Raw genomic sequence first — 21,105 nt, forward strand, 5'->3', positions numbered from 1 at the left:
ATGGCCGGCATCGCAGGCATCATCCGCTGGGGCTCGGACTCCGTGCCTCCCGACGGGATCGAGGGCATGCTGGAGGCGATCCGCCACCGCGGCCCCGACGGCCTCTACGCCGAGACCCGCAAAAACGTCGCTCTCGGCCATGCGCGCTTCCTCCTCCATAAGCGCGAGCGGAACAAGACGCAGCCCGTCTGGCTGCCCGACCGCTCCATGGGCTTGACGGCCGACGCCCGGCTCTACAATCGAGCCGAGCTTTTGCGAACTCTTGGTGCAGTCCCCTGGTTCCGGGAAATACCGTCCGACGCCGAACTGCTCCTCGCCGCCTTCGAGCGCTGGGGCGAGGAGTGCGTCACCCGGCTGCGCGGCGACTTTGCCTTCGCCGTCTGGGACCAAACGAAGGGGCGCCTCTTCGCGGCCCGCGATCCCTTCGGGGTGAAGCCCTTCTTTTATCATGCAAGCTCCCGGGGCATCGCGTTCGGCTCCGAACCGAAGCAGCTCCTCCGCCTTCCGGGTGTCGGCTCCGAGCCGAACGACGGCGTGATCGTCGACTATTTGGTCTACGGCCGCCACCGCGCCTTCGAGGAGACCTTCTTCCGGGACGTCCGGCGTCTACGCGCCGGCCACACCCTCCTCGCCCTTCGGAACGGCGTATCGCAAAGGCGATTCTGGCCTGCCCCCGTGCCGCCGGAGGATTTCCGCGGTTCGTCCCGAGAGTGCACCGAAGAGTTCTCCGCACTCTTCCGCGAGAGCGTCCACCAGAGGCTCGAGATGGATGCACGGGCAGCCGTCCACCTGAGTGGGGGCTACGATTCGTCCGCGGTCGCCGTGGCCGCCGCGACCGCGCGCCTCACGGGGCCGCCGAAGCAGCGTCCCCTGACCGTCTCCCTCCTCTACCCCGGACTCGCCTGCGACGAGAGCCTCTACAGCCAGGCCGTGGCCGCGCAAACGGGCCTGGAGCATCTCGAGTGCATTGCGCCATTGGAAGACCCTAGCCCCGGCCTTCTCGACGAGATCCGGAAGGTCGATGGCCCCACGCCAGACATCCGGTGGCAGCAGTGGGAGACGCTCGCCTCCATGATAAAGGGACGCGGCTGCAAGGTCGTGCTTACCGGCCTGGGAGGAGACGAGCTGGTCTTGGACCCCGATTACGAATTCGACCTCTGGCGCTCGCACCAGTTCCTCAGCGCCTTGCGGTACTGCTGGAGCGACCCTCGGGTCCTCCGGACCAAAGCAAGGAAGTCCCGCCTGATCCGTCTTCTGCGCCACTCCGTGCCCCAGGAGATCAAGCAGCTCTTGCGGCATTGGCATCCGCGTCCGCCCACGCCCATCCCCGACTGGGTCAACCCTGCTCTCGTACAAGAGCATCGATCCTATCTCGAACGAACCGCTTCCCATCCGGACGAACCAACCTTCCCGGATTTGGCCCGCGAGACTATCGCCCGGTGGCACATCGATCCGGCCGCTCTCTGGGTGCTCGAGTTGGAGGAATGCTCGTGCTCGTACGCGGGCTTTGAATCCCGCCACCCGTTTTACGACCAGGATCTGGTTACCTTCGTTCTCTCGATCCCCTTCCGGACGCGCTTGCAATTGCCCGCCGTCTTCAAGACCCTGCTGACGACCGCCCTGGGAGATTCCCTGCCGGCGGTCGTCAGCAAGCGAGGTTCCAAAGTACATTTCAATTACTACATCCTGGAACTGTTGGGAAAGGAGTGGCCCAGCCTCTCGCGCGCGCTTTCGGACCCGGCCCGCCTCGCCTCCGGCCCCTATATCGTTTGGGAACAAGCCGCCAGGCATTGGAGCCACCCCATTTCGAGCGAGCTTGCCTGGTTTACCTCCGCCCGGCCGTTCTGGCAGTTAGCCGACCTCGAAATTTGGTTGCGCTCGCTGAATCGCTGCTGTAAGAGATACACTACAACTAACGTTTGAGGAGGATCATTCATGACACAAAGAGATGACCAGCATAATGCTACAGGTAGCTACTCCCCCGTTTCCAAACAGGCCTACGAGACGCCGAAGCTGACCCCGTCCGGCCGAATGGCCGAGGTCACGCAAAAATCAGACCGTGTCCCGGATGGAAAGAGTGGGCTGCGCGGTAATCACTCATAGCACTAAGCGTCCGAGACAGTCGGCTCCCGTTGACGGGTCGAGTCGATGTTGTGCCGCGCCGGATCTGTCTTGACTCACGTGCGCCACGGCGGACAGATCCTAGCTCGCTGCTACGCAGCCTGGGACGCATGGTGTGTACGGATGTCGACTGGTCTCTGGTGCGTTCAATCAGGGAATTTGGCTCTGGCCTTTTCGACGCTCCCAACATCGACGAGCTCGGGCCTGTACCAGGCGCCCGTTTAGATAGATACTGAGCGGAAGGCGACACCCTTTCCGGCTGGATGCCGTGGGGGGGCTTCCTCGTTACCTATTTCCGGTCCGCCTCCTCGCTGCTCGTTGCTGCGGCAGGCAGCGGTCGCGAGGCGATTGGGTTGCTGCACTCGGACGACTCGAGTCGATGGCTTTGATTGCAGCTCGAAGCTTGCCCATGGCTACCGGAAGCTCATGGCTCGGGAGAAACTTCTCGGTAAGGTCTATTGGGCCGCCGCCGGCTCCGTTTGATCCGCATCCCTATAGCCCCTCAAACGGCCGCTTCGCTTGCGGACGACATTGGGTGGCACTCCCTGAACTTGCATGGTAATCGCGGAGGGCCCTCATCCAAGACCGCTATGAGACCAAGAAGAGAGCCTCTCCCAGCCGCAGATGGCGACTCTTCCGCTTCCCGGCGGGTTCACGAGAAACGAGGGCGGGCGACCGACGCCGTCCGGTCGGGTGGCCGAGCCGACCCGCAACACGCGGATCCTCTCGGATCGAGTTCGCCGGCAATAGATTCTTCGACCGTAGCGATCGGTTCCCGCGATGCACGACTGAGTCGACCATGCTCCTGAGCCGGATCTACCATGGCTAGCAAGAATCCACCCCGTTCGCGTCGCGTCCGTTGCTACACGGCTTGGGATCTCTGGTCGAGGCGCATTTCGACCGGTTTCGATCTGCTCCAGCAGGGCCTTTGGCTCGGCCTGCTCGACGACCGTCACTTCGATGAGCTCGGACCTCTACAGTACGCCCGCTGGGCAAAATATTCGGACGAACGCTACAACCTCTCCGGCTTGCAGCCGTGGGAGGAGCGGGCGCTTTCCACCTATTTTCGGAGCGGTTCCTCCCTGCTCGTGGCCGCGGCGGGGGGCGGGCGCGAGCCGGTAGCCCTGGCGCGCTTGGGCTACCGGGTCGATGGCTTTGACTGCACCCCGCAGCTCGTGGAAGGCTACCGGAGGCTGATGGCTCGCGAGCAGCTTCCGGGCAATGTCTATTTGGCTGAAGCCGGGACCGTGCCCGACGAGGTCGATCCGCGCTACGACGGCCTTCTCGTCGGCTGGGGCGGCTACATGCACATCCCCGGGCGAAAGAGCCGTGTCGATTTCCTCCGCTCCCTGCGGCGGCGTGTCGAGGTGGGAACCCCGCTCTTGCTCTCGTTCTTCTGCCGCGGCGAACGGTCGCAACGCCACGCCTGGATTTATGCTCTCGCCCGGTCGATCCGCCGCCTGCGGCGCAGCCCCGATCCGGTCGAGCCGGGAGATGCACTCGCGGGCACCTTCGATCACTGGTTCACCGAGCCCGAGATCCGGGCGGAGCTGGCCGAAGGCGGCTTCGCGCTCATCGAGTATCGGGAAGTCCCCTACGGTCACGCCGTCGGCCGTGCCGTCTGAAGCGAGGCCGCTTTCCCGGGTGTGAGAGCCCGTCCGGCGGACGAATCATGCAACGGGAACGGTAACCCCATCCTCCTCGTCGGCTCCCGCCATGGCGCCGTCCTTCAGCCGGAGCACCCGATCCGCAAGCTCCAGGCTTGCCGGCCGGTGGGTGATCAGCAGCACCGTCCGCCGCCGCAGCAGCTCCCTGCACTCCTTCAAAAACTCGCGCTCCCCTTCCGGATCGAACATCGCCGTGGCTTCGTCCAGGATCAGGATCGGCGGATCCTTCAACAGGGCGCGGGCCAGGGCCAGCCGCTGCTGCTGCCCTCCTGAGAGGCGCACGCCGCGATCACCGATCCAGGTATCGTAACCCTGCGGCAACTGGAGGATAAACTCATGGGCGCGGGCCGCTTTTGCCGCCGCCTCGACCTCCTCCTGGGTCGGCTCAGGCCTCCCATAGGCGATGTTGTCGCGGACGGTGGCGTTGAAAAGCAGCACGTGCTGCGGCACGATCCCGATCTGCCCGCGCAGGCTGCGCAAGGAGACCGTAGTAATATCGACGCCATCGATGAATATGCCCCCCTCGGAAGGCTCGTGCAGCCGCAGGAGCAGGTGGCCGATCGTGCTCTTGCCCGCACCGTTGGGGCCCGTGATCGCGATCGTCTCCCCCGGGGCGATGTGGAGATCGAGGCGCTTGAGCGCTGGAGCGCGGCCCGGATAGGCGAAGGTCACGCCGCGAAATTCGATGCCGCCCCGGATGCTCGGCATCGGCTTCCCCTGATCCCAGCTCGATTCGGGTTCTTCGGCCAAGACCTCGGCCAGCCGGCCCAGCGCTCCGCGAGCCCGCTGGGTCTCTCCGTAAAGATCGGCGAGCCCGGCCACGGGTCGCGTCATCAGCTGACCGTAAAGGAGAAAACTCACGAGCTGGGACGGGGCAAGGCCCCCGTGGCCGATGACTCCCTGGGCGAGCCAGAGCACCAGGACGATGGCCGCCCCTGCGAAGAGCTGGATGCCCGGCCCAAGCGCCGCGTAGAGGCGGCGCTCCCTAGCGCTCAGTCGGACAACCTGCTCGATCTGCTCCCGATGCCGCTGCGATTCCTCCGGCTCCCGGGTGAAGGTCTTGATCACGGGCAGCATACCCAGGTTTTCCTCGGCGATGGCGATGGCCCGGGCGTGCTCTTCCTGGAGCTCCCGCGCCAAGGGCCGCATCCGCCTTCCACAGACCTTGATCAATAGATAGAATAAAGGGATCAGAATCAGCGCGAGCAAGGCAAGAGAGCCTTGGATCCGGAACATGCAGACCAGCGCCCCGCCGACCGTGAGGAGGAGCGGTACCACACCTAGGGCCGCACCGCCGAGATAGCCGCTGACGACGTAGACGTCATGAGTAAGCAAGGCGAGCGCATCGCCTTGCCGGCGCTGGTGAAAGAACCCGAGTGGCAGGGCCTGGAGATGATCATAGAGCCGAATCTTGAGGTCGGCCGCCAGGCGATCGGCCGTTCCCCCCAAGAGATCGATGTTACCAAACTTGAGCAGAGCCTGAGCGGCCAATACCGCCAGCATGGCCAAGAAGAGCGTTTGCGGAGTCGTCCCGTCGCCCGTAGGCGTTTGAATGAAGACCGCAGCAAGCTTGCCGCCCAGCCAGGGCACGGCCAATGCCGAGGCGCTCTCAGCCACCATCAGCCCCACCCCCATCGCGAGCCTCCACCGGTAGGGCAAGGCAAAGGCGAGCAAGGTCCGGACTTCTTTCATGCGCTCCCCACCTCCGCCGTCACGTCGCCCTCGTGCGAAAGCTCTTCCAGGCTCCCTCTCCGGCCCGGCGCAGGTAGAGCCAAGGCAGACAAGCCGGCTTGGCCCCAAGATACTTCCATCGCATGTAGCTCTCCGGAGGGAAAAAGAGCTCGGCCAGGAACTGGAGCTTGTTTCGCATCCCCGGAATCGCGCGGAAATCGGCCCAGAACCGGTAGGAGCCAGACGCCCCAAGATAATGATCCGCGGGTGCCAGAGACCCAGACTGCGCCAGAGGCCGAAACACCGCTTCCGGCACCTCGGAGCCAAAGAGCGCCCGGGCCCGCTCAACACTCTCCCAGCAGGTCCTTCGCAGCCCCTTGCGTTCGGCAAGCTCGACAAATTCCTGATGTTCGGATACCGACAGCGCTCCTAAAAGAAGATGGATGTCACAAAACCAAATCAGCCGGTCGCCGCCATAATACCGCGCGTCGCCTACGTAATAGGGAGCCCGCTTGTGAACCGCCCAGTGCATGCAGGCGAGCAAGAGCGCGTCGACCCGTGAAACGGCAATCGCCTCGGCGTCCAAGGCTGGCAGCCTCTGGGCTTCCGAGTACAATTCTGCCTCTTCGCTGTTTCATGTGGCCAAGGCGGGAACATCCAACCTCAGCTTTCCGGCTTTGAGGAAAGCGGCGATCCGCAAGCACCGGAAGCTTCGGAACCCTCTTGCCATCCTTTTGGCGAGCTGGATGAGTCCGTTGATTGCCTCGATGAGACCATTGGTCACCCGGCTCTGGAGGAAAGCAAGGACGCCCTCCATGTGCTCTTTGATCGTCTTGGAAAGCTTTCGGAAGGGAGCAAGCCGACTGCGGTCGGCCCACTGTAGCCACCAGCGGAGCTCTTGGGGATCCTCCTGGGCGAGGATCTCTTGCAGAGCCTCCCGCAGCCCAATGGCTCTTCCCAGTCGGGGGTAGGCGGCGCAAAGGGAAGCGCGCAGACTCTTCTGCTCCCCGCTTCGCGTCCATTCGTTGCCTCGCAGTGCCCAGAGGCTTCCCTTTGGCAGCAGCCCTTGACGCACGAACTCCTTGCGCACCCGGTCGACGGCCTCCCCCGCCATCTGCATGAGGTGGAAGCGGTCAAAGACGATCTGCGCCCTGGAGAAGTGCTCCTTGGCTCCGGAAATGTAGGAGGGGCTCATGTCCATGCAGATCAGCTCGATCTGCTCGGGACCCGCTCGATGCTCGCGCATCTCCCTGGCAAATGCCTCCAAGGCCTCTTTCCCTTTGCCCTCCGTCAGGAAGAGGAGCTTCCGGCTCTCCGCGTCGGTAACGGCGGTCACGTACCGGTGACCCCGCTTGCTGCTGGTCTCGTCGACCAGGATCCGCTTCACCCCGCTCCAATCCTCCTTCCGATAGGCCTTTTCCACGTAGTGCTCCAAGATTCTCCACAACCGAGTGTCCTGCTCCTTGAGCATCTCGGCCACCTGGGAAACCGGCATCTCCTGGGCAAGCATCAGGATGACCGCCTCCATCATCAGGGTAAACCCGCTCCCCGGTCTGGCCCAGGGAACTTCCGCCAACCGGACCCCGTGCTCCGGACAGTCCACCCGAGGAACCCGCGCAATCAACTCGGTCTTGTACTGCCAGAAGTTCATGTGCCTCCACCGCTTCTCCACCGTGTCGTGCGCAGGAGAAGGACGCCCGCATTCCGGACAGGGAAACCGATGCCCCTCCCGAAAATCGAGCCAGATCTTCAAGGTATGATCCACCGGAGAAAGTTCGCTTCGGGTCACCTTCCATTCCGAACCCAACTGTAAGGCCATCGCAAAAAGCTTGTTCGCATCCATGCCCAAAGAATCGGAAAACGCCGCGAACTTGGCAATCCGCCGTCAAGGAGGATCGACGAAGTCGAAGTGTCCTTGACGGCAAATCGCCCGGACTCAAAATCCGTCGAAGACGGATGGCAAGAACACCGTTTCTTGCCATCCCTCAATAGCCAATCCGCTCCCTCCATCCACTCCCCACAGCGAAGAGCCACAATTCTTCGTATGAGAAGAGATGCGAGAGGAGCTCTGAATTATTGATTCGCCAGTGGAGGTCCACGCTATGAGTTTGATTGGCGGCGGGATCCAGCCAAGCGAATCCTGCCTCGTAGGTAATGAAATCCCCGCTCACGTTGGGCTGGCCTGCGAAACCTAGAGCCTCCAGCGCCTGGATTACCGGATCCCGCGTATCGGGAGGAACCAACAAGTCGGTGTCGGCCCTCGTCCGCAGAAAAGGTGCGGGATAGAGATCGTAGGCTAACGCCGTCCCCTTGAAAAAGATGGGCCGCACGCCGATCTCCGAAAGCCGCTCGAGCACGCACGCAAGCAGCCATCGGTGGCGCAACTCCCGCATTCCTTGAGCGACGGCTTGGTTACGGCAAGCCTCCAACACGGCCTTTGGCCAACCAAGCCCCCCGTCATCGGCCCGGTGCCCCAGTCGATGATGCACCAGCGCCTGAACGCCGTGGTAGGCGCTTCGCTCGATTAGGCGCGCCGCGAAGCGGTCGTCGTCCACGTTGGGCCACGCAGGATTTTCGCCGCGCAAGACAGCGCAGAGGAGTTCTTCGACTTCCATCACGCTGACTCCCGGCTTCTCGATGCGAGCGCGGTAGTGTCCGCTTTTTTCGTGTACGGGTCGATTTTCGAGTTTGTTGTTTAACAGTAAAGAAGGTTGCTCTCACGTCGTCAATCGGAACCGGTGCGGCCGCTCTCCCCCCAGAGCGGTCATGATCCCGCTCGACTTCGAACCAATCTTTAGTTACTTCAGCCTCAAAACCCCTCCAAAACCCTGCCCGCGTTTTCGAAGAAAGAGCATCTGCCCCTCCTCATCCGGGGATCGACCTGGGTCCGCCTTCTCCGGCTCGGTCCCCGGAAGCTGGCCGCCCTCGCGTTGGCCTATCCGCTTCTTTGGGTGGTCCGGATCGGGCTCCGGCGAAGCTCCTTCGCCCACTTCCGCGGCTTGTTCGCCCGAGTCTCTCCCCTGCCCTGGTTTCCTCTTCCGCCCCTCCCCGTCTGCTGGGCCATCGAACTGCTCTCCCGACGCCTCCCCTGGTCGAGCTGCCTTGTTCAGGCCGCGGCGGGCCACCTCCTCCTCGCCCTCTCCGGTACCCCGAGCCGATTCGTCATCGGAGTCCGCCAACAAGGAGCGGAGTTTCGGGCGCATGCCTGGCTCGAAAGCGGCGGCCGGATCGTTCTCGGATGGTTGCCGCTGGAACGGTTCCAGGTTATTGATGCCGTCGGACAAGCTGTCCCGCTCGAAGAACCCGCGTTCGCCCGGGTGCCGGCAGCGGAGCCATCGACTCTCGGCTCCGGGGAGCGTCTCGGCTATTTCCTGGCCCGCTACCGTTGGACCGAGACCGAGCGTCTCCTCGCAGCGAGCTGGGACGCCGATGCCCTCCCTTGGGTCGACATTCTCTCCTACTCGCGGCAAAGCGGTCTCTTCCCGATGCTGCGCCGCAACCTGCGGCATTGCGGCATCCGAGCTCCGAAGCCGGTTCTGGAAGCGCTCGAGGAGATCTTCGCCCGCAACGCCCTCGCGCAGCGCCTCCAGCACGAGGAGAGCGAGCGGCTGCTCCGGCTCCTCCGAGCCGAGGGCATTCCCTGCGTCACCTTCAAGGGGCCGGACCTTGCCCGGCACCTTTACGGAAGCGAGCAGCTCCGCTGCTCCAGCGACATCGATCTCTTCATTCCACTCGAGTCGCTCTCCCGGGCGAGAGCCATCTGCCGGGAATCCGGCTATCGCTCCCCCCTCGAGCCGGTGCCTACCGAGATCCTGCTCGAAAATGACACCGAATGCGGCTTTCTACGCAAGCAGGGCTGCCTCGCCTACCACCTGGAGATCCATTGGGCCTTCCTCTGGAACGCCTCGCTCGAGAAGGATGCGCTCGCCGCCTTCCGCGACGAGGTGCTCCTCGCGGGGAGATGGACCCTCGACTGGCTCTATCTCGGTCTGGCGGCCAGCGCCGCCCGGGACCGGTGGCGCAACCCGAAACTCCTGCTCGACGTCCAGGAAATCGCCCTCCTTCCAGCGTTCGACCGCGCCCGGACCCGAGCCCTGGCGGCCCGCTGCGGCTGGGAACGGCTCCTCGACCGCCTCGACCATGCCCTCGCCTCATCCCCGTGGCCACTCCCCCGATCCTCCCGCCGTCCCGGGCGCTTCAGCTTCCTGGCGCTGCTCCCTTCCCGCCACCGCTTCCGCTTCGCCCTCCGGCTCCTCACCGCTCCGAGCGCGGCCGACTATCTCTGGCTTCCCCTCCCGCGGCCCCTCCACGCGCTCTACTCCCTGCTCCGCCCGTTGCGGCTCCTCTCCTCGGTCCGGAACCGCAACGCGCTCCCGAACACGGGTTAGGAGCGGGGAGGCCGCTCCATCCACCCCTTGCCCGATGCCAAGCCGCGGAGCCAGAGAGCGAGGACCTTGGCCCGCCAGAGCACCATGCAATCCGCCGGGTTCGGAGAGCCCTGGTACCGATGCCAGGCCCTCTCGAGTTCCGCCCATTCGAAGTAAGGTTCGAGGAAGGGCTTGTCCTCCTTCCGCAGCCCTTGGAGCTGGGCCTGATTGTGCCGGTGGAGCAGGAGGGTCAGCGCCTGACTTTGGTCGCTCTTGTCCCGGCGCAGCCGGACCTTCTCCGGCACGATTCCCCGCACCGCTTCCCGCAACACATAGCGGGTCAACCCGTCCTGGAGCTTCTGATCGCTCGGCAGCCCCAGACACCACTCCACGACCTCCGGATCGAAGAAGGGGTGGGCGGGCTCGATTCCCCACCAAGCAGCCTCCTTGTTCAACGCCTCGAAAATCGTCGCCAGAACCGGGGATTCCAGATGGAGCCGGTGCATCCGCTGCACCGAACCGCCCGCGACAAGGCTCAGGCGCTGCGCGGCGAACATCCGATCGGCAAGATGGTGCTTTTGGGCCAGCGCCCGGCTCGGGAGCGACGGCAGCCCCTCCCCCCTCGCCCGCTTGATCCGAAGCCGGGCCAAGCGCACCGGCACCGGCAGAACAGGCCGAAGCACGTGTGCCTTCCAGACGTCCGCTGCCGAAATGCCGTGCCCGGAAGCCAGCAGGGGTACCTCGCGGGCCAGCGTCCGCCACCTTCCCGTCCAAGCCAGCTCGCCGAGCCGCTCCACTCCGTGAGAGATGACCGTATCCCCGTCGAAGCCGTCGAAGAGAAGCCCGACGCCTGCGGCCGCCGCCTCCCGATAGTAGGCCACGTTGAGAAAGAGGTTGTAGCCGAGGACAAGTCCATCCTGGCGGTAGAGCCATTGCTCGATCGCCCCGAGCGGATCGAGCAGATCCCCCCGAACCAAATGATGCCGCAGGCCGTGGTGGGAGACCACCGCTTCGAGAAACGCGCTCTCGTCGCACTCCGGGATCGTCGGAAAGACCGCGGAGATCACCTCCGGCCCCCCTGCGCCGGCCAGATATTCCCAAAGCAGCCCCGTGATCGAGGAGGAATCGATCCCGCCGCTCAGCAAAATCCCGGCGCGCGCTCCCGGCCGGAGCCGGCGTTCCACCGCCCGGGAGAGCCGGCGGCGCAGCTCCTCCGCCACCTCTCGATCACTCCTGGCCCCGATGGTTGCGGCGTCGAGCCTCCAGTAACGCCCGATCCGCACTCCCTCCTGTCCGACCTCCATCCAATGCGCAGGGGGAAGTCGGGCAATGCCCTCATAGGGCGTTTCCGAGACCTCCGCCGCCATCCCCGCCACGAAATCGACGATCGCCGACTCCCTCGGGCGGCGGGGCATTCCCGGCACGGCGAAGAGCCCCTTGATTTCCGAGGCGAACGCGAAGAAGCCATCTCCCCCGGGCTCCCAGAAATAGTAGAGGGGCCGAACGCCGAAGCGATCCCGCGCCAAAAAAAGGATCGCCCGCCGCGCATCCCAGAGAGCGAAGGCATATTCTCCCCGCAAGCGTTCCGTGCAGCCCCGCCCCCAGCGCGCGTACGCCGCCGCCGCCAGCACCTCCGGGGAGGTTTCCCGGGGGAGATCGAGCTCCGCCGCCAGCTCCGCCCGGTTATCGATCCGGCCATCGAAGACCAGAGGAACTTCCGTCTGCAAAGGCTTCCCGCCCGAGGGCGATGCATCTTCGAAAAGGCCGAGCCCTTCCGAGCAGAGGAAGCGTCTCGCTCCCCTCCCCCGGTGTTCGAGCGCCTCGGCCATCCGGACCAGGGCCGATTCAAAAGCCCCTCCCCGGGGGGACCAGATTCCTCCGATGGCACCCATCGGAGCTATCGCCCGGCCTCGACCCGGCGCACCATGCGCCGGTCCAGTAAATCCCGGAGCAGAGCCTCCGTATCCGCCGAGCAGCGGCTCCCGTCCACCTCGAACTCCGCAACCAGCGCCGCGACGAGTCCCCCGAAGGAGACCGGCTCCTCGAGCAGTTCCCAAATCCGGCCACCTACTCCGTCAAGCTGGTAGTAGGTTCCTTCCTCCGTATGGAGGATCACAACCGATTCCTCGAGCCTGGTTGAGGCCGCCTCGCGGGCCCTCTCCACCCGATCCTCTTTGGCCAAACTCATTCCGCCTCCTCTTCCCCCGGGTGAACCGATCACAACCCGGCATGGACAGATGTTTTCCGCCGCCTCTGCTTCGAAGACCTCATCCCATCAGGCCGCGGACCACCCGCGATTAGCCGAGGACGGTCACGGTCGTAACGGTGCTTCCGGTAAGAGCCGTATCGGTCAAAAGAAGGCCCTTGGCCTTCGTGAGCTCTTCGACCGTACCAAGGACGACCAGGCGCGGCGCCTCGTAGGGCTTCCGCCGCCCATCCTTCCCAAGGACCGCCGACTGGTTGAGTTCCCGATTTCCCCTATCCCTATTGCTCTTCATATCTCTTCCTCCTTTTCTGCTGTACATCCACATCCCTTGCCGCAGCCGACCAAGGCCGCACCATTTTTCCTCTCCTCCGCCCGCCCGCCCGCCGGCTTCCCGGCTCTTCTCGCGAGCAGGTGGACCGCCAGCAGCCGGCGAATCTCCGGGTCGGCAAGCTTCTCCCGGATTCGGGCTACCCGCGCCGGGTCGTTCGTGAGCGCCAGGCAAGCTTGGCAGATGCCCGCAAATCGTTGCGACGGGAACTCGACCTCTTCTTCGATCAGCTTCGCCATCGCCCGCGGGCCGATCGCATGGATCGCGTGGAGCACCAGATCGGAGCGCCCCCGGGCGAGAATCCGATCGAGCGGTTCCTCGAGCGCATTTCCCAGGATGAGCGGAGAGCCTGTCTCGGAATCGAGCGAGGGGCCGCAGCAGGCGTAGACTCTGCCATCCCACCCGACGACCGGCAGGACGACCGAAGGGCAGAATCCCGCCGGCGGCCCGCTCGACCAGCCGAAGCTCTCCTCAGGCAGGCTCGCGGCCCGGCCGACCGGCAGCACCTCCACCGCCTCGTGCGCTAAGGCAAAGGGAGCAAACTCCGAAAAGCAACCTGCGCGCGCCTCCGCCGAATCGCCGGAGCGAAAGACCGAACGGATCCTCGGCCGAAGCCCCAGGTTCGCAGCGCTCCGCGCCACCCGGACCGCCGTCTCCCGCCGCACGAACGCTTCGTGGAAGGAATCCCAGCTGATGACCAGATGCCCGAGGCCTGCGTCCACCAATCCCTCGAGCACGGGCTCGATCCGCTCCGCCTGCTTCGCCCAACCGCATCCGGTGACGAGCGACACCTGTAAGCCCATATCCGCCGCCAAGGCGACCAGCTCCTGGATCTCCTCCGCGTAGAGCAGCGGCTCCCCGCCCGTGAAGCAGAGGTTCGGGCTGACCCGTGCCGCCTCCTGGATGTAGCGCGCGGCATCCTTGGGATCCATCTTCCCCTCGGCCCGCGGGGAGCTGCGGGTGACGCAGTGGCCGCACGCAAGCGGGCATCTCCGCGTATACATCAGACCTACGCTCTTCCAGGCGAAGCTCACCTGCCTTCCTCCGGAAGCTCTCCCTCCCCGAGCCGCCCGCAGAGCAGCTCCCAGACCGCCCCCAGCTTGCTCCGGTCCCTCGGCATCTCCAGCCGGAGCACCGGGAAGTCGCGAACAAGCCGCGCGACCCGATCGAGATCCGCCTGATCGCTCCACCGGAAGTAGGCGGCCCGGTGCGCGCAGGTCTGAAGGAAAGCTTCCCGAAACGGAACGGCCTGGATTCGCGGCGAAAACGAGCCGGGCACCGGATCGAGCAGGCAGAAGAGCGCCATCGGCACCGGCTGCTCCACGAACACGTCGACCCTCCGTCCCAACGATTCGGGCAAGCGCTCCGGCCGATGGTAGGGGTGGGCGGGCAACCCTCGCCAGACCCCATCCGAGGAAACGATCGGGAGCTTGTCGTCGCAGACAAGGCGGTGACCGAGCCCCATCGCGAATCCGGTCAAGGTAGTCTTTCCGGCCCCGCTGCCGCCCAGGAAGGCGACCCCGCGACCGCCGATTTCGACGCAGCCCGCATGGAGCAGAAGGAACGCCCCCGAGGAGCAGAGGAAGAGCGGGAGGACGTGCGCGGTCAGCCAATAGGGGAGAACGGCATGATGCTCCGGCCGCGCTCCCCAGCCGATTTCCCTGGATGCCTCATCCCAATCAAATCGGCTACGGCCCTCGATTTCCATCCGGAGCCTCTGGGGTCTCCCTTCTTCTTCGTAGCGAAAGAAATCGATCCGCCGCCCATGGCACCGTCCCTCCGAATGATCCAGGGGTTCCTCTCCCTCCCAGAGAGTTCCCTCCCGAATCGCGAGGGGCCGTTGGCCCCGGTCCTGCCAACGCCCCGAGGGCAAAGGCGGCAGCGGCGCCGGCAACCGGATCGGAGCCCCGTAGGCAAAGGCCACCCGCTCGGCCGCGCCGGAGCGGCCGCAAGGGTCCCCCACCAGGCACGAACCACCGCTCTCGTCTGTTCCAGGGTTCATCAGCCCACATGCTCATACACTAAAGATCTCTTTAGCTGCAATAGGAAGCGATGGACATTCTTTCCTCCGACCGGACCCTCTCCCGAATTTCCGCTCCGGGCGGGGCGCGCGGCCTGGGACCAGGGGTACGGATTCGGTCCTCGCGGCGGCCAGCGGGGCAGAGCCCCTTTGCGCTTGCGCTCTCCCGATCCCCTCCGGACTCTTGTCCGAGTCCTCGAGCGGGACCACCATGTTGAGCCCTGAAGAACGCGAGGCGCTTTTTCTCGATCTCGCATCCGATCGGGCCCGAGCGCAAAAGGTCTCCCTCGGACCGACGTTCCGAAGCTGGCGAAAGGATTGGGAAGAGCGCTTGAGGAACAATCCCAATCCCGACCTCCCCCTCCCCGGACCTGAAATGCAGCCTGCGGGCTACGTCGTGATGCAGCACGCCGTCCGCCTCGACCGGCCGGTCCAATCGTACGCCCGCTGGATGGAACGAATTCCGACCGAGTATCACGAAGCGGTGCTGGGACAAGCCGTCGAGGAGGAGATTCGGGTTGAGAACGACCCCCACTGCTTGGCGATCCTAAAGCACTACCCGAGCTTGATGTCGATGGCACAGGAGGCCAGAAAGCCGATCTTCTTCCTCCGTCCCGCGGACGGAGCGATCGGCTCTCATGCCGCCGCCGTCCAGGAATGCTACCGGGATTTTAAAGCCCTTGGGCTCGCGATCGCCGACCGCTGCGGAATCCCGGTGCCTTCACCGGGTCGCGGGTGACTGGGGAGAGCGCTTGCGAGAAGCAGGAAGGGTGGCTTTTCCGGAAGGATTATGACCGATTGCCGGTCGAATTCGGCGGCGATTGGGCGGAAGGCTCCGACTTTGCGGCGTCGCGCAGCAAGAGGGATTGGCTGAACTCCAGAAAATCCTCGAGATGCGAGGTGAGGATGCGCACCACGATGGGAATCTGGAGCGATTGATAATCATGCACCGCGACATTGCGAAACCCCACCATCCGTTTGAGCCGATCGGCCAGCGCCGTCTCGATCCAGCCGCCTTGCGCCAGCAAGGGAAACACCTCGCGGGCGCCCTGCGGCACCCCCAACCTCTCGCGGCGAACGAGCCTGTCTGTCTCATAAAGTTCGTAACCGAGGCGCGGCGGATGGGCCTGGATGCAAGGCGGGGGCGCAGGTTTTCCCCCGAAGCTGTATGACGACATACTGCCAGGAGGGGAAACCAAGGCCCAACGAAGCAGACAGGTCCCTTGCGCAAGCCGCAGGAGAACGCTTGGGAGACAGGCAGGCTGCATGCTGGCCCATGTCCAAGGCCGCTTCGCAGGCCCGCTGGATGTTCAGAATCGCCGCGTCCTGGCGGGTGAAATCGGTCGCAAAACCCGTCGGGTTGGCCGCGTACTCCTCCCGCGCCCGTGCGACGCAGCGCTCGATGATCGCCGCCTTATTGACCAAGAGACCATCTTTTTTGCGCGGGAGACCCCTGGCATTCATGCCGGGGAGGGATAGCGCGGCGGCTGCAAGCCGCCCCTGTTCCCACATCCTTCCGTTCTGCTATCTTGGGTTTAATGGCGTATCCATAGCCATCCGCACGCTGAATCAACGAGCAGCGGCGATGGCTGATACCTTGGACCACGCCATGAAGCGTTTGGATATTGAAGCTGCCGCTTGCGCGCACCGCCACGCGGCCGATATGGATGCCAGCCTTCTTCCCCCTCGGCACACTGGCTCTCACCAAGTCCCCCGTCTGGAATCCACAGTGGCGCTTGCTCCGTGTCAGATAGCCGCGAGGAAAGCCGTCCTTCATCAGTCGCGTCCGCTGGTAGCTGCCCCGACCCGCAGCCTTAACGCCCAAGACCGGCACGTTCCAGCCTAGCAGTCTGTCGAGGTCCCCCACGCACGCCGCATCCAGGCAGTGAGTCTTGGGGATGTTCAGCCGGTTGCGATTCCACTTCGTCCGGCCGCCAGTGGCGGTTTCAACAGGCAAGTCGGTGTCCTTGAGCCGCTCGAACAAGGCCCATCTGGTGCTGTTGATCGCGGCCGCATCGTGCAGCGGTGTCTGCGCCTTAGCCAAGACCGCCATTAGCCTGTCCGGATGGTTCGCAAGGAACTCCCGGATATCCCGGTTTCCCTTGTCCTGATTGCATTCGTGGCAGGCCAGCGTGAGATTGCTCACCCGATCCGAGCCGCCCCGGCTCTTGGGATCGATGTGATCCACCTCCAGCGGCAGGTTCTTCTTCCCACAGTACGCGCACTGGCGGCTCCACTTCTCCAGCAGGTATTCGCGAACCTCATATCCGGCCAATGTGCCCTGCTGATACTCGACTCCGGCAATCTCCGGGTTCTGCATAGCCTGCGTGTCGAACCTCACGAGTTCCTGGCTCAACCCGGTAACAGGAGCCAGACGTCGCAATCGTGCTACCCAGGTCATCGTCGTGTCCACCCTATGCCGTAGGCTCGGCGCGAGCCATCCCTCTGGCCGTCTCCGGTTGTTGAAGCGAGCAGGCCGATGGCGCAGTGTTGACCTCCTTCGCCGCCGGAATGCCCGGCGGGTAGCCAGTCGCTCCCGGATCGCCGATCCCCGATGCTCCAGCTCCGCCAGCCAGAGCGCGTGCTGCGTGCCGTTCGCGGCCTCGCGTACCAATGCCAGGCCAGTTGTTCTGCTGCCGGGATCGAGCTTGAGGCGTATCGGCTGCCGTATCCCGTCCTCCCGATCCTTGAGCCGGATCGTGAACGGATAACGCCGATGCACCACCGCTCGGCCCTCACGCAGGAGCTCACGCGCCCTAGCCGGGTGGCATGGCATCAACGGCTCCCTGTGGCTCCCGATCACGAAGATACGCATTGAGTTACCTCTTTCTTCTCGCCTTTCGGCGGTAACGGGAGTCTTTCGACTCCGCTCCCCTCGGGAAGGTATGCAACCGGCTTCCGCCTCGCGGCGGCGGAGAGAACCTTCGGCGCTTTCCCTTTCGCCAACATGATCCTCCCCTTCCAGGGTCCGGGACTGAGGAAGCATCCACGGAGTGGGTTTTCTTACCTGTCGCATACGTAGCCATCTTCTGGCTCACCCTGGTCAACCTAGCTCTCGGTTTCCCTCAAGCTCCTCCCTTCAGGGAGGGGTAGTTGACCGGCCATAGACCGTCCCTCTTCGCTCGATATCGGCGAGCAGACCCGCGCGCGCCTCGTCGAGAGCGGTCTTTTCGCTCAGCACGGCCGCTTCGAAGAGCCTGGCCCGCAGATCCCGCGCCCACCAGCACTGACCCCGGGTGAGGACTTGGTACTGCATCACGGTCGAGGCGGCGCGCAGATCGAGCAGATCGACAGGAACGCCCGCCAGGTCGGCCAGCACGCCCGCGAGATCGAAGAGCTCCCACGGATCGGCATATCCCTCCACCAGCACTGCCAAATCAAGGTCGCTGCCCGGCCCCTCGGTGCCCGCGATCCGGCTGCCGAAGGCGTAGACGGCGAGCAGCCCGGGCAGACGGGCTCGCAAGGTCTCAACGATGCGTTCGCGAAGGAGCCGTTCCATTCTCCTGGACCCCAAGCTTGCCCGACACGGCGCAAGCGAGCAAGGCGACACGCATCGCTTCGCGGATCGGCGAGTAGGAGTCTCCAGGCGAATCCGCGCTCATCGTCTTGGTCTTGGAGTCGGGGAAACCTTCTATCTTTTTAGCAGAATCGACCCTGGATCAACCTGGGAACACCCCTCTTCCGCGATCCTCGCCTGAAGCCGATTTCCCGATTCGATCCAAACCCGTCCCCAAAACCCGATGCTCCACCTCGGAAGACGGCCTCTCGCATGCGAGACTTGGCAAAGATCCTTATCTTATGGTAAAGCAATTGCCAATCATGATTACCAGAATCACTTTGGACAAGTTGGGCCGGATCGTGATTCCGAAGCCCGTTCGCGAGGAGCTGCAGCTCTCTCCGGGTGACCAGTTGGAGTTGGAGAAGATCGACGAGCAGATCCTCCTTCGTCCGTTACGCGGCACAGCGCCGCTGCGGAAAAAGCACGGCGTCTGGGTCTTCCGTTCCGGAGAACCGCTCTCCGCCGAGACGGTCGAGAGAACGATCGCGGCGGTACGCCGGGACCGAGACAGCCAGAACCTGGGGACCCATTGAGGGCTCTTTTCGATACATCAGTCTTGATTCCCGCCTTCCTGGAGGATCACGAGCATCACGAACCGAGCCTGCAAGCTTTTCTCGACGCCGAGAAGAGCCTCGACTGCTGCGCAGCCCACAGCCTAGCCGAGGTCTACTCCGTGATGACCCGCTTCCCTGGCCGGCACCGGCTCAGCGGCGAGCAAGTTCTTCTCTTCCTCGCACAGATCCGCGAGCGGCTAACCCTTGTTGCTCTTAGTCCAGAGGAATATTACACGGCCGTCGAGCGGGCCGCCGACGCGGGGATCGTGGGCGGAACGGTCTACGATGGACTGATCGTCCACTGCGCCCGGAAGGCGAAGGCGAAGGCAATCTACACCTGGAACAGGAGGCACTTTGAGCGCTTCGGCCCCGAGATCGAGGAGCGCATCCGGATTCCCTGACGCCGATCCGCACGCTCTCGGCCGGTCGGTGTTCGCAGACCCGGCCCGATACGCGTCCGCTCCCTTAGCGGGACCGGCGCACGAAGAAGAAATCCCCCTGGATCGCCCTTCCGTCCGGGGCATAAGCAAGGTTGTAGACGCCTTCCAGCCGCCACCCTCTCTCCTGCAAGAACGAGACGACCTCGTCCGCGAGCGTCTGGCCTTGGTAGAGCTCGACAAACGACGCCTCGACATAGACGCAAGCGAAGCGCTCCAGGAGCCCTTCGCAGCCGCGCAAGACCTCTCCTTCGAATCCCTGGACGTCGATCTTGAGAAAGGCCGGGCTTTCGATCTCCTTGCCCGAGAGCCACTCTCCCAGGGGACCCACTTCGACGTCCACCCTGCCGGCCTCCTCGGTTCCGGGAAAGAATTCGGCCTGGGCACCGATCGGCAAAAGAGAGGAGGAGTCCTCCTTTCGGGAAAGATGGATGGTGCGGCGCTCCCGCTTGGGCGCAATCCCCGCCGGGAAGAGACGGACCTTGGCATCCCCGGCAAAGAGCTTGCGGAAGCGCCGGCAAGGCTCCTCCAAGGGCTCGAAGGAGTAGATCCGCGCCCTCGAGCCAGGAGCGCCGCGCCACGAGCGCAAACTGGCCACGGTTGGCTCCGACGTCGACAAGTGTGGAGCAGGGATAGCGCGCCAAGAGCCGCTCATGCTCGATCCCCGCCGCGACCCCGAGCCGGAGCCCCTGCCGGTAGAGGGGATCGCGCAACAGGGCCGCGAGCTTGGCCCCCTTCCGGATCAGCTCCCGAGCACTCATCACCGTCTTCCCTTCCCGCTCACCGAGCCTCCCTCAAGATTTCGTCCCATGGTCCGTGGCGCGTTTCTCCGGCCGCCCTGCTCTTTTCCGGCACCGCCGAGGCGGCGTCCACGAACTCTGCATCCATGAAGGAACTCCGTTACGATGTCGAGCGGAGATTGGGGCGCTCGCGGCCCAGGGTGAAGATCGATTTGGCCGGGAGCCGTGCGATTCCGGGCGACCGGCAGCGGTGGTTCCGGTAAAAGGCCATCGAGAAGCAGCTGGCGGCCCGGGATTGGATCATCTGCCAGTGCGGCATTCTTTTCAACAGCGTTCCGGAATGCCAACGCCGGAGGAGACGGCCTTGCATTGGGTGACGGCGGCACCGAAGAACGGGTGAGACTAGTACACCGCCTCATAAGTGCGCAGCAGCATATTCGGCTTGGAATTGCTGGGTGAGCTCGATGATGTGCTGAAGCTTTTCCGGCCCTTTAGCCCAATGGAAGGGCTGACAGTGGTCATTGTATTTGGCGAAGTAAGCCTTGAGGAAGCGCTCTAAGTCCTTGCTCGATTTGTGAACAGAGTGTTGGAGGCCCTGTCGGGTCAGGATGCTGAAGAAGCATTCGATGAGGTTTACCCAGGAAGCATGGGTCGGCGTATAGTGAAAGCTGACATTAGGGTGAAGCCTGAGCCAGTTTCGGGCCTTTTCATTCTTGTGCGTGTTCAAATTGTCCAAAACCACGTAGAGCCGCTGGTCCTCGTAGCGTTTGACAAGCTCGTCCAGAAACGAGAGGAAATCCAGGGTCTTTTGTTTTGGAGTTCATGCGGCGGCAAGGATGGGCAGACATTGCTTGGGACTGGAGAGGAGTCGTTCGCGGAACTGCGGGAAGAATTGTTCGTCGAGACATTCGGAGAGGAGCGAGAGAGGGAAGGCATGGAGTTGGCGGGTTTCGACTCGGCCATGACCGGTTTGGTTCTCGGTTAAAAGGGGATGTCGGGCAAGGCGTCCAAGGCTTGCGCCTCTTGGAGCAAGCGAGGCTGGTTTCCCTTGATCCCGTACAAGTAATCGTCCCATTTTTCGACGATGAGACGGGCCTGGCGCCGCTGGCAGTGCAACGGGTCGGCGGTGATGATTTTGCCATCCAGGGCCGGCAGCTTTTCCAGCAGCGCCACCGCCGCGTTTTGTTCGCATCGGACCGTGCCTCGCTTTTGGTCGTAGACCGCGACTGCTTGCGGGGCGCCGTCCTCCTGTTGAGCCAAGGTCAGGAGGCCAATATGATGACGAATCCTTTTGCCGTCCAAGGCCAGCGCCTGCGGCAGCAGGCGAGTGGCGCGGGGCATTGCAGCCCCGCGCTCTCCCAGAACCGGACGTGAACCTCTCGATTCATCCGGCTCCCATCATCCAGCCATAAATGGCTTGGCTTCAGTCATGCGA

The 21,105-nt window shown here is 64.0% G+C and carries 22 protein-coding genes and 2 pseudogenes; 6 read left to right on the forward strand and 18 right to left on the reverse strand.

What is annotated here, in order from left to right; genetic code table 11:
* Together A37A_RS0102885 and A37A_RS15420 are read left to right on the forward strand one after the other, a co-directional pair.
* The gene (locus A37A_RS0102885) at positions 1 to 1,923 is read left to right on the forward strand and encodes an asparagine synthetase B (RefSeq protein WP_018290038.1); all 1,923 of its coding nucleotides are present in this window, start codon (positions 1 to 3) and stop codon (positions 1,921 to 1,923) included.
* Between the two features lie 1,019 nt (positions 1,924 to 2,942).
* Entirely contained in the window at positions 2,943 to 3,746 is an 804-nt protein-coding gene (locus tag A37A_RS15420; protein WP_018290041.1) for a class I SAM-dependent methyltransferase, read from the forward strand.
* A 45-nt stretch (positions 3,747 to 3,791) separates the two neighbouring features.
* Here A37A_RS15420 and A37A_RS15425 read toward each other — a convergent pair whose 3' ends face one another.
* The 4 genes from A37A_RS15425 to A37A_RS0102915 form a co-directional block, all read right to left on the reverse strand.
* Positions 3,792 to 5,480 carry an ABC transporter ATP-binding protein gene (locus A37A_RS15425; protein ID WP_018290042.1) on the reverse strand — a complete coding sequence of 563 codons (1,689 nt, stop codon included), beginning with the start codon at positions 5,478 to 5,480 and terminating at the stop codon, positions 3,792 to 3,794.
* 19 nt (positions 5,481 to 5,499) lie between these two features.
* Complete coding sequence (locus tag A37A_RS0102905) at positions 5,500 to 6,075, reverse strand: hypothetical protein (protein WP_018290043.1); 576 nt, start codon at positions 6,073 to 6,075, stop codon at positions 5,500 to 5,502.
* An 18-nt stretch (positions 6,076 to 6,093) separates the two neighbouring features.
* Positions 6,094 to 7,302 carry an ISL3 family transposase gene (locus tag A37A_RS0102910; protein WP_018290044.1) on the reverse strand — a complete coding sequence of 403 codons (1,209 nt, stop codon included), beginning with the start codon at positions 7,300 to 7,302 and terminating at the stop codon, positions 6,094 to 6,096.
* Positions 7,303 to 7,444: 142 nt separating this feature from the next.
* Positions 7,445 to 8,074, reverse strand: coding sequence for a nucleotidyltransferase family protein (locus A37A_RS0102915; RefSeq protein WP_018290045.1), 630 nt, complete (start codon positions 8,072 to 8,074; stop codon positions 7,445 to 7,447).
* 315 nt (positions 8,075 to 8,389) lie between these two features.
* On the opposite strand from A37A_RS0102915, the gene A37A_RS15430 reads away from it, so the two are divergent.
* The gene (locus A37A_RS15430; protein WP_018290046.1) at positions 8,390 to 9,847 is read left to right on the forward strand and encodes a lasso peptide biosynthesis B2 protein; all 1,458 of its coding nucleotides are present in this window, start codon (positions 8,390 to 8,392) and stop codon (positions 9,845 to 9,847) included.
* Here the strand turns inward: A37A_RS15430 and A37A_RS0102925 are convergent.
* The 5 genes from A37A_RS0102925 to A37A_RS20465 form a co-directional block, all read right to left on the reverse strand.
* The gene (locus A37A_RS0102925; protein ID WP_018290047.1) at positions 9,844 to 11,718 is read right to left on the reverse strand and encodes an asparagine synthetase B; all 1,875 of its coding nucleotides are present in this window, start codon (positions 11,716 to 11,718) and stop codon (positions 9,844 to 9,846) included. The genes A37A_RS15430 and A37A_RS0102925 overlap by 4 nt on opposite strands.
* A gap of 5 nt (positions 11,719 to 11,723) precedes the next feature.
* A complete protein-coding gene (locus A37A_RS0102930; RefSeq protein ID WP_018290048.1) occupies positions 11,724 to 12,014 on the reverse strand; it encodes a PqqD family peptide modification chaperone in 291 nt (96 codons plus the stop codon).
* A 109-nt stretch (positions 12,015 to 12,123) separates the two neighbouring features.
* Entirely contained in the window at positions 12,124 to 12,324 is a 201-nt protein-coding gene (locus A37A_RS0102935) for a lasso RiPP family leader peptide-containing protein (RefSeq protein ID WP_018290049.1), read from the reverse strand.
* Positions 12,321 to 13,394 carry a radical SAM protein gene (locus A37A_RS15435; RefSeq protein WP_020493917.1) on the reverse strand — a complete coding sequence of 358 codons (1,074 nt, stop codon included), beginning with the start codon at positions 13,392 to 13,394 and terminating at the stop codon, positions 12,321 to 12,323. Before A37A_RS15435 ends, A37A_RS0102935 begins: the two co-directional genes overlap by 4 nt.
* Positions 13,391 to 14,362 (reverse strand): hypothetical protein, encoded by a 972-nt coding sequence (locus A37A_RS20465; RefSeq protein WP_018290051.1) that lies wholly within the window; start codon positions 14,360 to 14,362, stop codon positions 13,391 to 13,393. The genes A37A_RS15435 and A37A_RS20465 overlap by 4 nt, the downstream gene beginning before the upstream one ends.
* A 229-nt stretch (positions 14,363 to 14,591) precedes the next feature.
* Here A37A_RS20465 and A37A_RS15445 point away from each other — a divergent pair, with 229 nt between their 5' ends.
* Positions 14,592 to 15,119 (forward strand): hypothetical protein, encoded by a 528-nt coding sequence (locus A37A_RS15445; RefSeq protein WP_018290052.1) that lies wholly within the window; start codon positions 14,592 to 14,594, stop codon positions 15,117 to 15,119.
* 49 nt (positions 15,120 to 15,168) lie between these two features.
* On the opposite strand, the pseudogene A37A_RS15450 reads toward A37A_RS15445, so the two are convergent.
* From A37A_RS15450 to A37A_RS21705, 5 genes and pseudogenes are all read right to left on the reverse strand, one after another.
* Positions 15,169 to 15,462 (reverse strand): annotated as a pseudogene (locus A37A_RS15450) (DUF86 domain-containing protein); the annotation flags it as partial.
* Positions 15,463 to 15,472: 10 nt separating this feature from the next.
* Positions 15,473 to 15,844 carry a HepT-like ribonuclease domain-containing protein gene (locus A37A_RS18870; RefSeq protein WP_343122721.1) on the reverse strand — a complete coding sequence of 124 codons (372 nt, stop codon included), beginning with the start codon at positions 15,842 to 15,844 and terminating at the stop codon, positions 15,473 to 15,475.
* Complete coding sequence (iscB, locus tag A37A_RS0102960) at positions 15,795 to 17,195, reverse strand: RNA-guided endonuclease IscB (protein ID WP_155996452.1); 1,401 nt, start codon at positions 17,193 to 17,195, stop codon at positions 15,795 to 15,797. The genes A37A_RS18870 and iscB overlap by 50 nt, the downstream gene beginning before the upstream one ends.
* 264 nt (positions 17,196 to 17,459) lie before the next feature.
* Positions 17,460 to 17,879 (reverse strand): nucleotidyltransferase domain-containing protein, encoded by a 420-nt coding sequence (locus A37A_RS0102965; protein WP_018290055.1) that lies wholly within the window; start codon positions 17,877 to 17,879, stop codon positions 17,460 to 17,462.
* The gene (locus tag A37A_RS21705) at positions 17,848 to 17,982 is read right to left on the reverse strand and encodes a hypothetical protein (protein ID WP_255324849.1); all 135 of its coding nucleotides are present in this window, start codon (positions 17,980 to 17,982) and stop codon (positions 17,848 to 17,850) included. The genes A37A_RS0102965 and A37A_RS21705 overlap by 32 nt, the downstream gene beginning before the upstream one ends.
* A gap of 217 nt (positions 17,983 to 18,199) precedes the next feature.
* On the opposite strand from A37A_RS21705, the gene A37A_RS19915 reads away from it, so the two are divergent.
* Both A37A_RS19915 and A37A_RS0102975 read left to right on the forward strand, forming a co-directional pair.
* Positions 18,200 to 18,472: an AbrB/MazE/SpoVT family DNA-binding domain-containing protein gene (locus A37A_RS19915; RefSeq protein ID WP_196799474.1), complete on the forward strand. Its 273-nt coding sequence runs from the start codon at positions 18,200 to 18,202 to the stop codon at positions 18,470 to 18,472.
* On the forward strand, positions 18,469 to 18,894 hold the full coding sequence (locus tag A37A_RS0102975) for a PIN domain-containing protein (RefSeq protein WP_020493919.1): 426 nt from the start codon (positions 18,469 to 18,471) through the stop codon (positions 18,892 to 18,894). Before A37A_RS19915 ends, A37A_RS0102975 begins: the two co-directional genes overlap by 4 nt.
* A gap of 64 nt (positions 18,895 to 18,958) precedes the next feature.
* Here the strand turns inward: A37A_RS0102975 and A37A_RS15465 are convergent, their stop codons facing one another.
* The 4 genes and pseudogenes from A37A_RS15465 to A37A_RS19920 all read right to left on the reverse strand — a co-directional run bounded on the left by A37A_RS15465 (position 18,959) and on the right by A37A_RS19920 (position 21,011).
* The gene (locus A37A_RS15465) at positions 18,959 to 19,528 is read right to left on the reverse strand and encodes an FkbM family methyltransferase (RefSeq protein ID WP_196799475.1); all 570 of its coding nucleotides are present in this window, start codon (positions 19,526 to 19,528) and stop codon (positions 18,959 to 18,961) included.
* 557 nt (positions 19,529 to 20,085) lie between these two features.
* Positions 20,086 to 20,412 (reverse strand): transposase, encoded by a 327-nt coding sequence (locus A37A_RS18875; RefSeq protein ID WP_231363744.1) that lies wholly within the window; start codon positions 20,410 to 20,412, stop codon positions 20,086 to 20,088.
* A gap of 78 nt (positions 20,413 to 20,490) precedes the next feature.
* Positions 20,491 to 20,595 (reverse strand): annotated as a pseudogene (locus tag A37A_RS21165) (DDE transposase family protein); the annotation flags it as partial.
* Positions 20,596 to 20,651: 56 nt separating this feature from the next.
* Positions 20,652 to 21,011, reverse strand: a complete 360-nt coding sequence (locus A37A_RS19920) for a DDE transposase family protein (protein ID WP_018290062.1) — start codon at positions 21,009 to 21,011, stop codon at positions 20,652 to 20,654.
* Positions 21,012 to 21,105: the final 94 nt, after the last annotated feature.

It is taken from the genome of Verrucomicrobium sp. 3C (assembly GCF_000379365.1).
Lineage (GTDB): Bacteria > Verrucomicrobiota > Verrucomicrobiia > Methylacidiphilales > Methylacidiphilaceae > Methylacidimicrobium.

What these genes read in the sequence shown, in the direction of transcription:
- A37A_RS0102885 (WP_018290038.1), top strand. Translation starts at nt 1, where the DNA reads ATGGCCGGCATCGCAGGCATCATCCGCTGGGGCTCGGACTCCGTGCCT.
- A37A_RS15420 (WP_018290041.1), top strand. Translation starts at nt 2,943, where the DNA reads ATGGCTAGCAAGAATCCACCCCGTTCGCGTCGCGTCCGTTGCTACACG.
- A37A_RS15425 (WP_018290042.1), bottom strand. Translation starts at nt 5,480, where the DNA reads ATGAAAGAAGTCCGGACCTTGCTCGCCTTTGCCTTGCCCTACCGGTGG.
- A37A_RS0102910 (WP_018290044.1), bottom strand. Translation starts at nt 7,302, where the DNA reads ATGGATGCGAACAAGCTTTTTGCGATGGCCTTACAGTTGGGTTCGGAA.
- A37A_RS0102915 (WP_018290045.1), bottom strand. Translation starts at nt 8,074, where the DNA reads ATGGAAGTCGAAGAACTCCTCTGCGCTGTCTTGCGCGGCGAAAATCCT.
- A37A_RS0102925 (WP_018290047.1), bottom strand. Translation starts at nt 11,718, where the DNA reads ATGGGTGCCATCGGAGGAATCTGGTCCCCCCGGGGAGGGGCTTTTGAA.
- A37A_RS0102930 (WP_018290048.1), bottom strand. Translation starts at nt 12,014, where the DNA reads ATGAGTTTGGCCAAAGAGGATCGGGTGGAGAGGGCCCGCGAGGCGGCC.
- A37A_RS0102935 (WP_018290049.1), bottom strand. Translation starts at nt 12,324, where the DNA reads ATGAAGAGCAATAGGGATAGGGGAAATCGGGAACTCAACCAGTCGGCG.
- A37A_RS20465 (WP_018290051.1), bottom strand. Translation starts at nt 14,362, where the DNA reads ATGAACCCTGGAACAGACGAGAGCGGTGGTTCGTGCCTGGTGGGGGAC.
- A37A_RS15445 (WP_018290052.1), top strand. Translation starts at nt 14,592, where the DNA reads ATGTTGAGCCCTGAAGAACGCGAGGCGCTTTTTCTCGATCTCGCATCC.
- A37A_RS18870 (WP_343122721.1), bottom strand. Translation starts at nt 15,844, where the DNA reads ATGAATGCCAGGGGTCTCCCGCGCAAAAAAGATGGTCTCTTGGTCAAT.
- iscB (WP_155996452.1), bottom strand. Translation starts at nt 17,195, where the DNA reads ATGCGTATCTTCGTGATCGGGAGCCACAGGGAGCCGTTGATGCCATGC.
- A37A_RS0102965 (WP_018290055.1), bottom strand. Translation starts at nt 17,879, where the DNA reads ATGGAACGGCTCCTTCGCGAACGCATCGTTGAGACCTTGCGAGCCCGT.
- A37A_RS21705 (WP_255324849.1), bottom strand. Translation starts at nt 17,982, where the DNA reads ATGAGCGCGGATTCGCCTGGAGACTCCTACTCGCCGATCCGCGAAGCG.
- A37A_RS19915 (WP_196799474.1), top strand. Translation starts at nt 18,200, where the DNA reads ATGATTACCAGAATCACTTTGGACAAGTTGGGCCGGATCGTGATTCCG.
- A37A_RS19920 (WP_018290062.1), bottom strand. Translation starts at nt 21,011, where the DNA reads ATGCCCCGCGCCACTCGCCTGCTGCCGCAGGCGCTGGCCTTGGACGGC.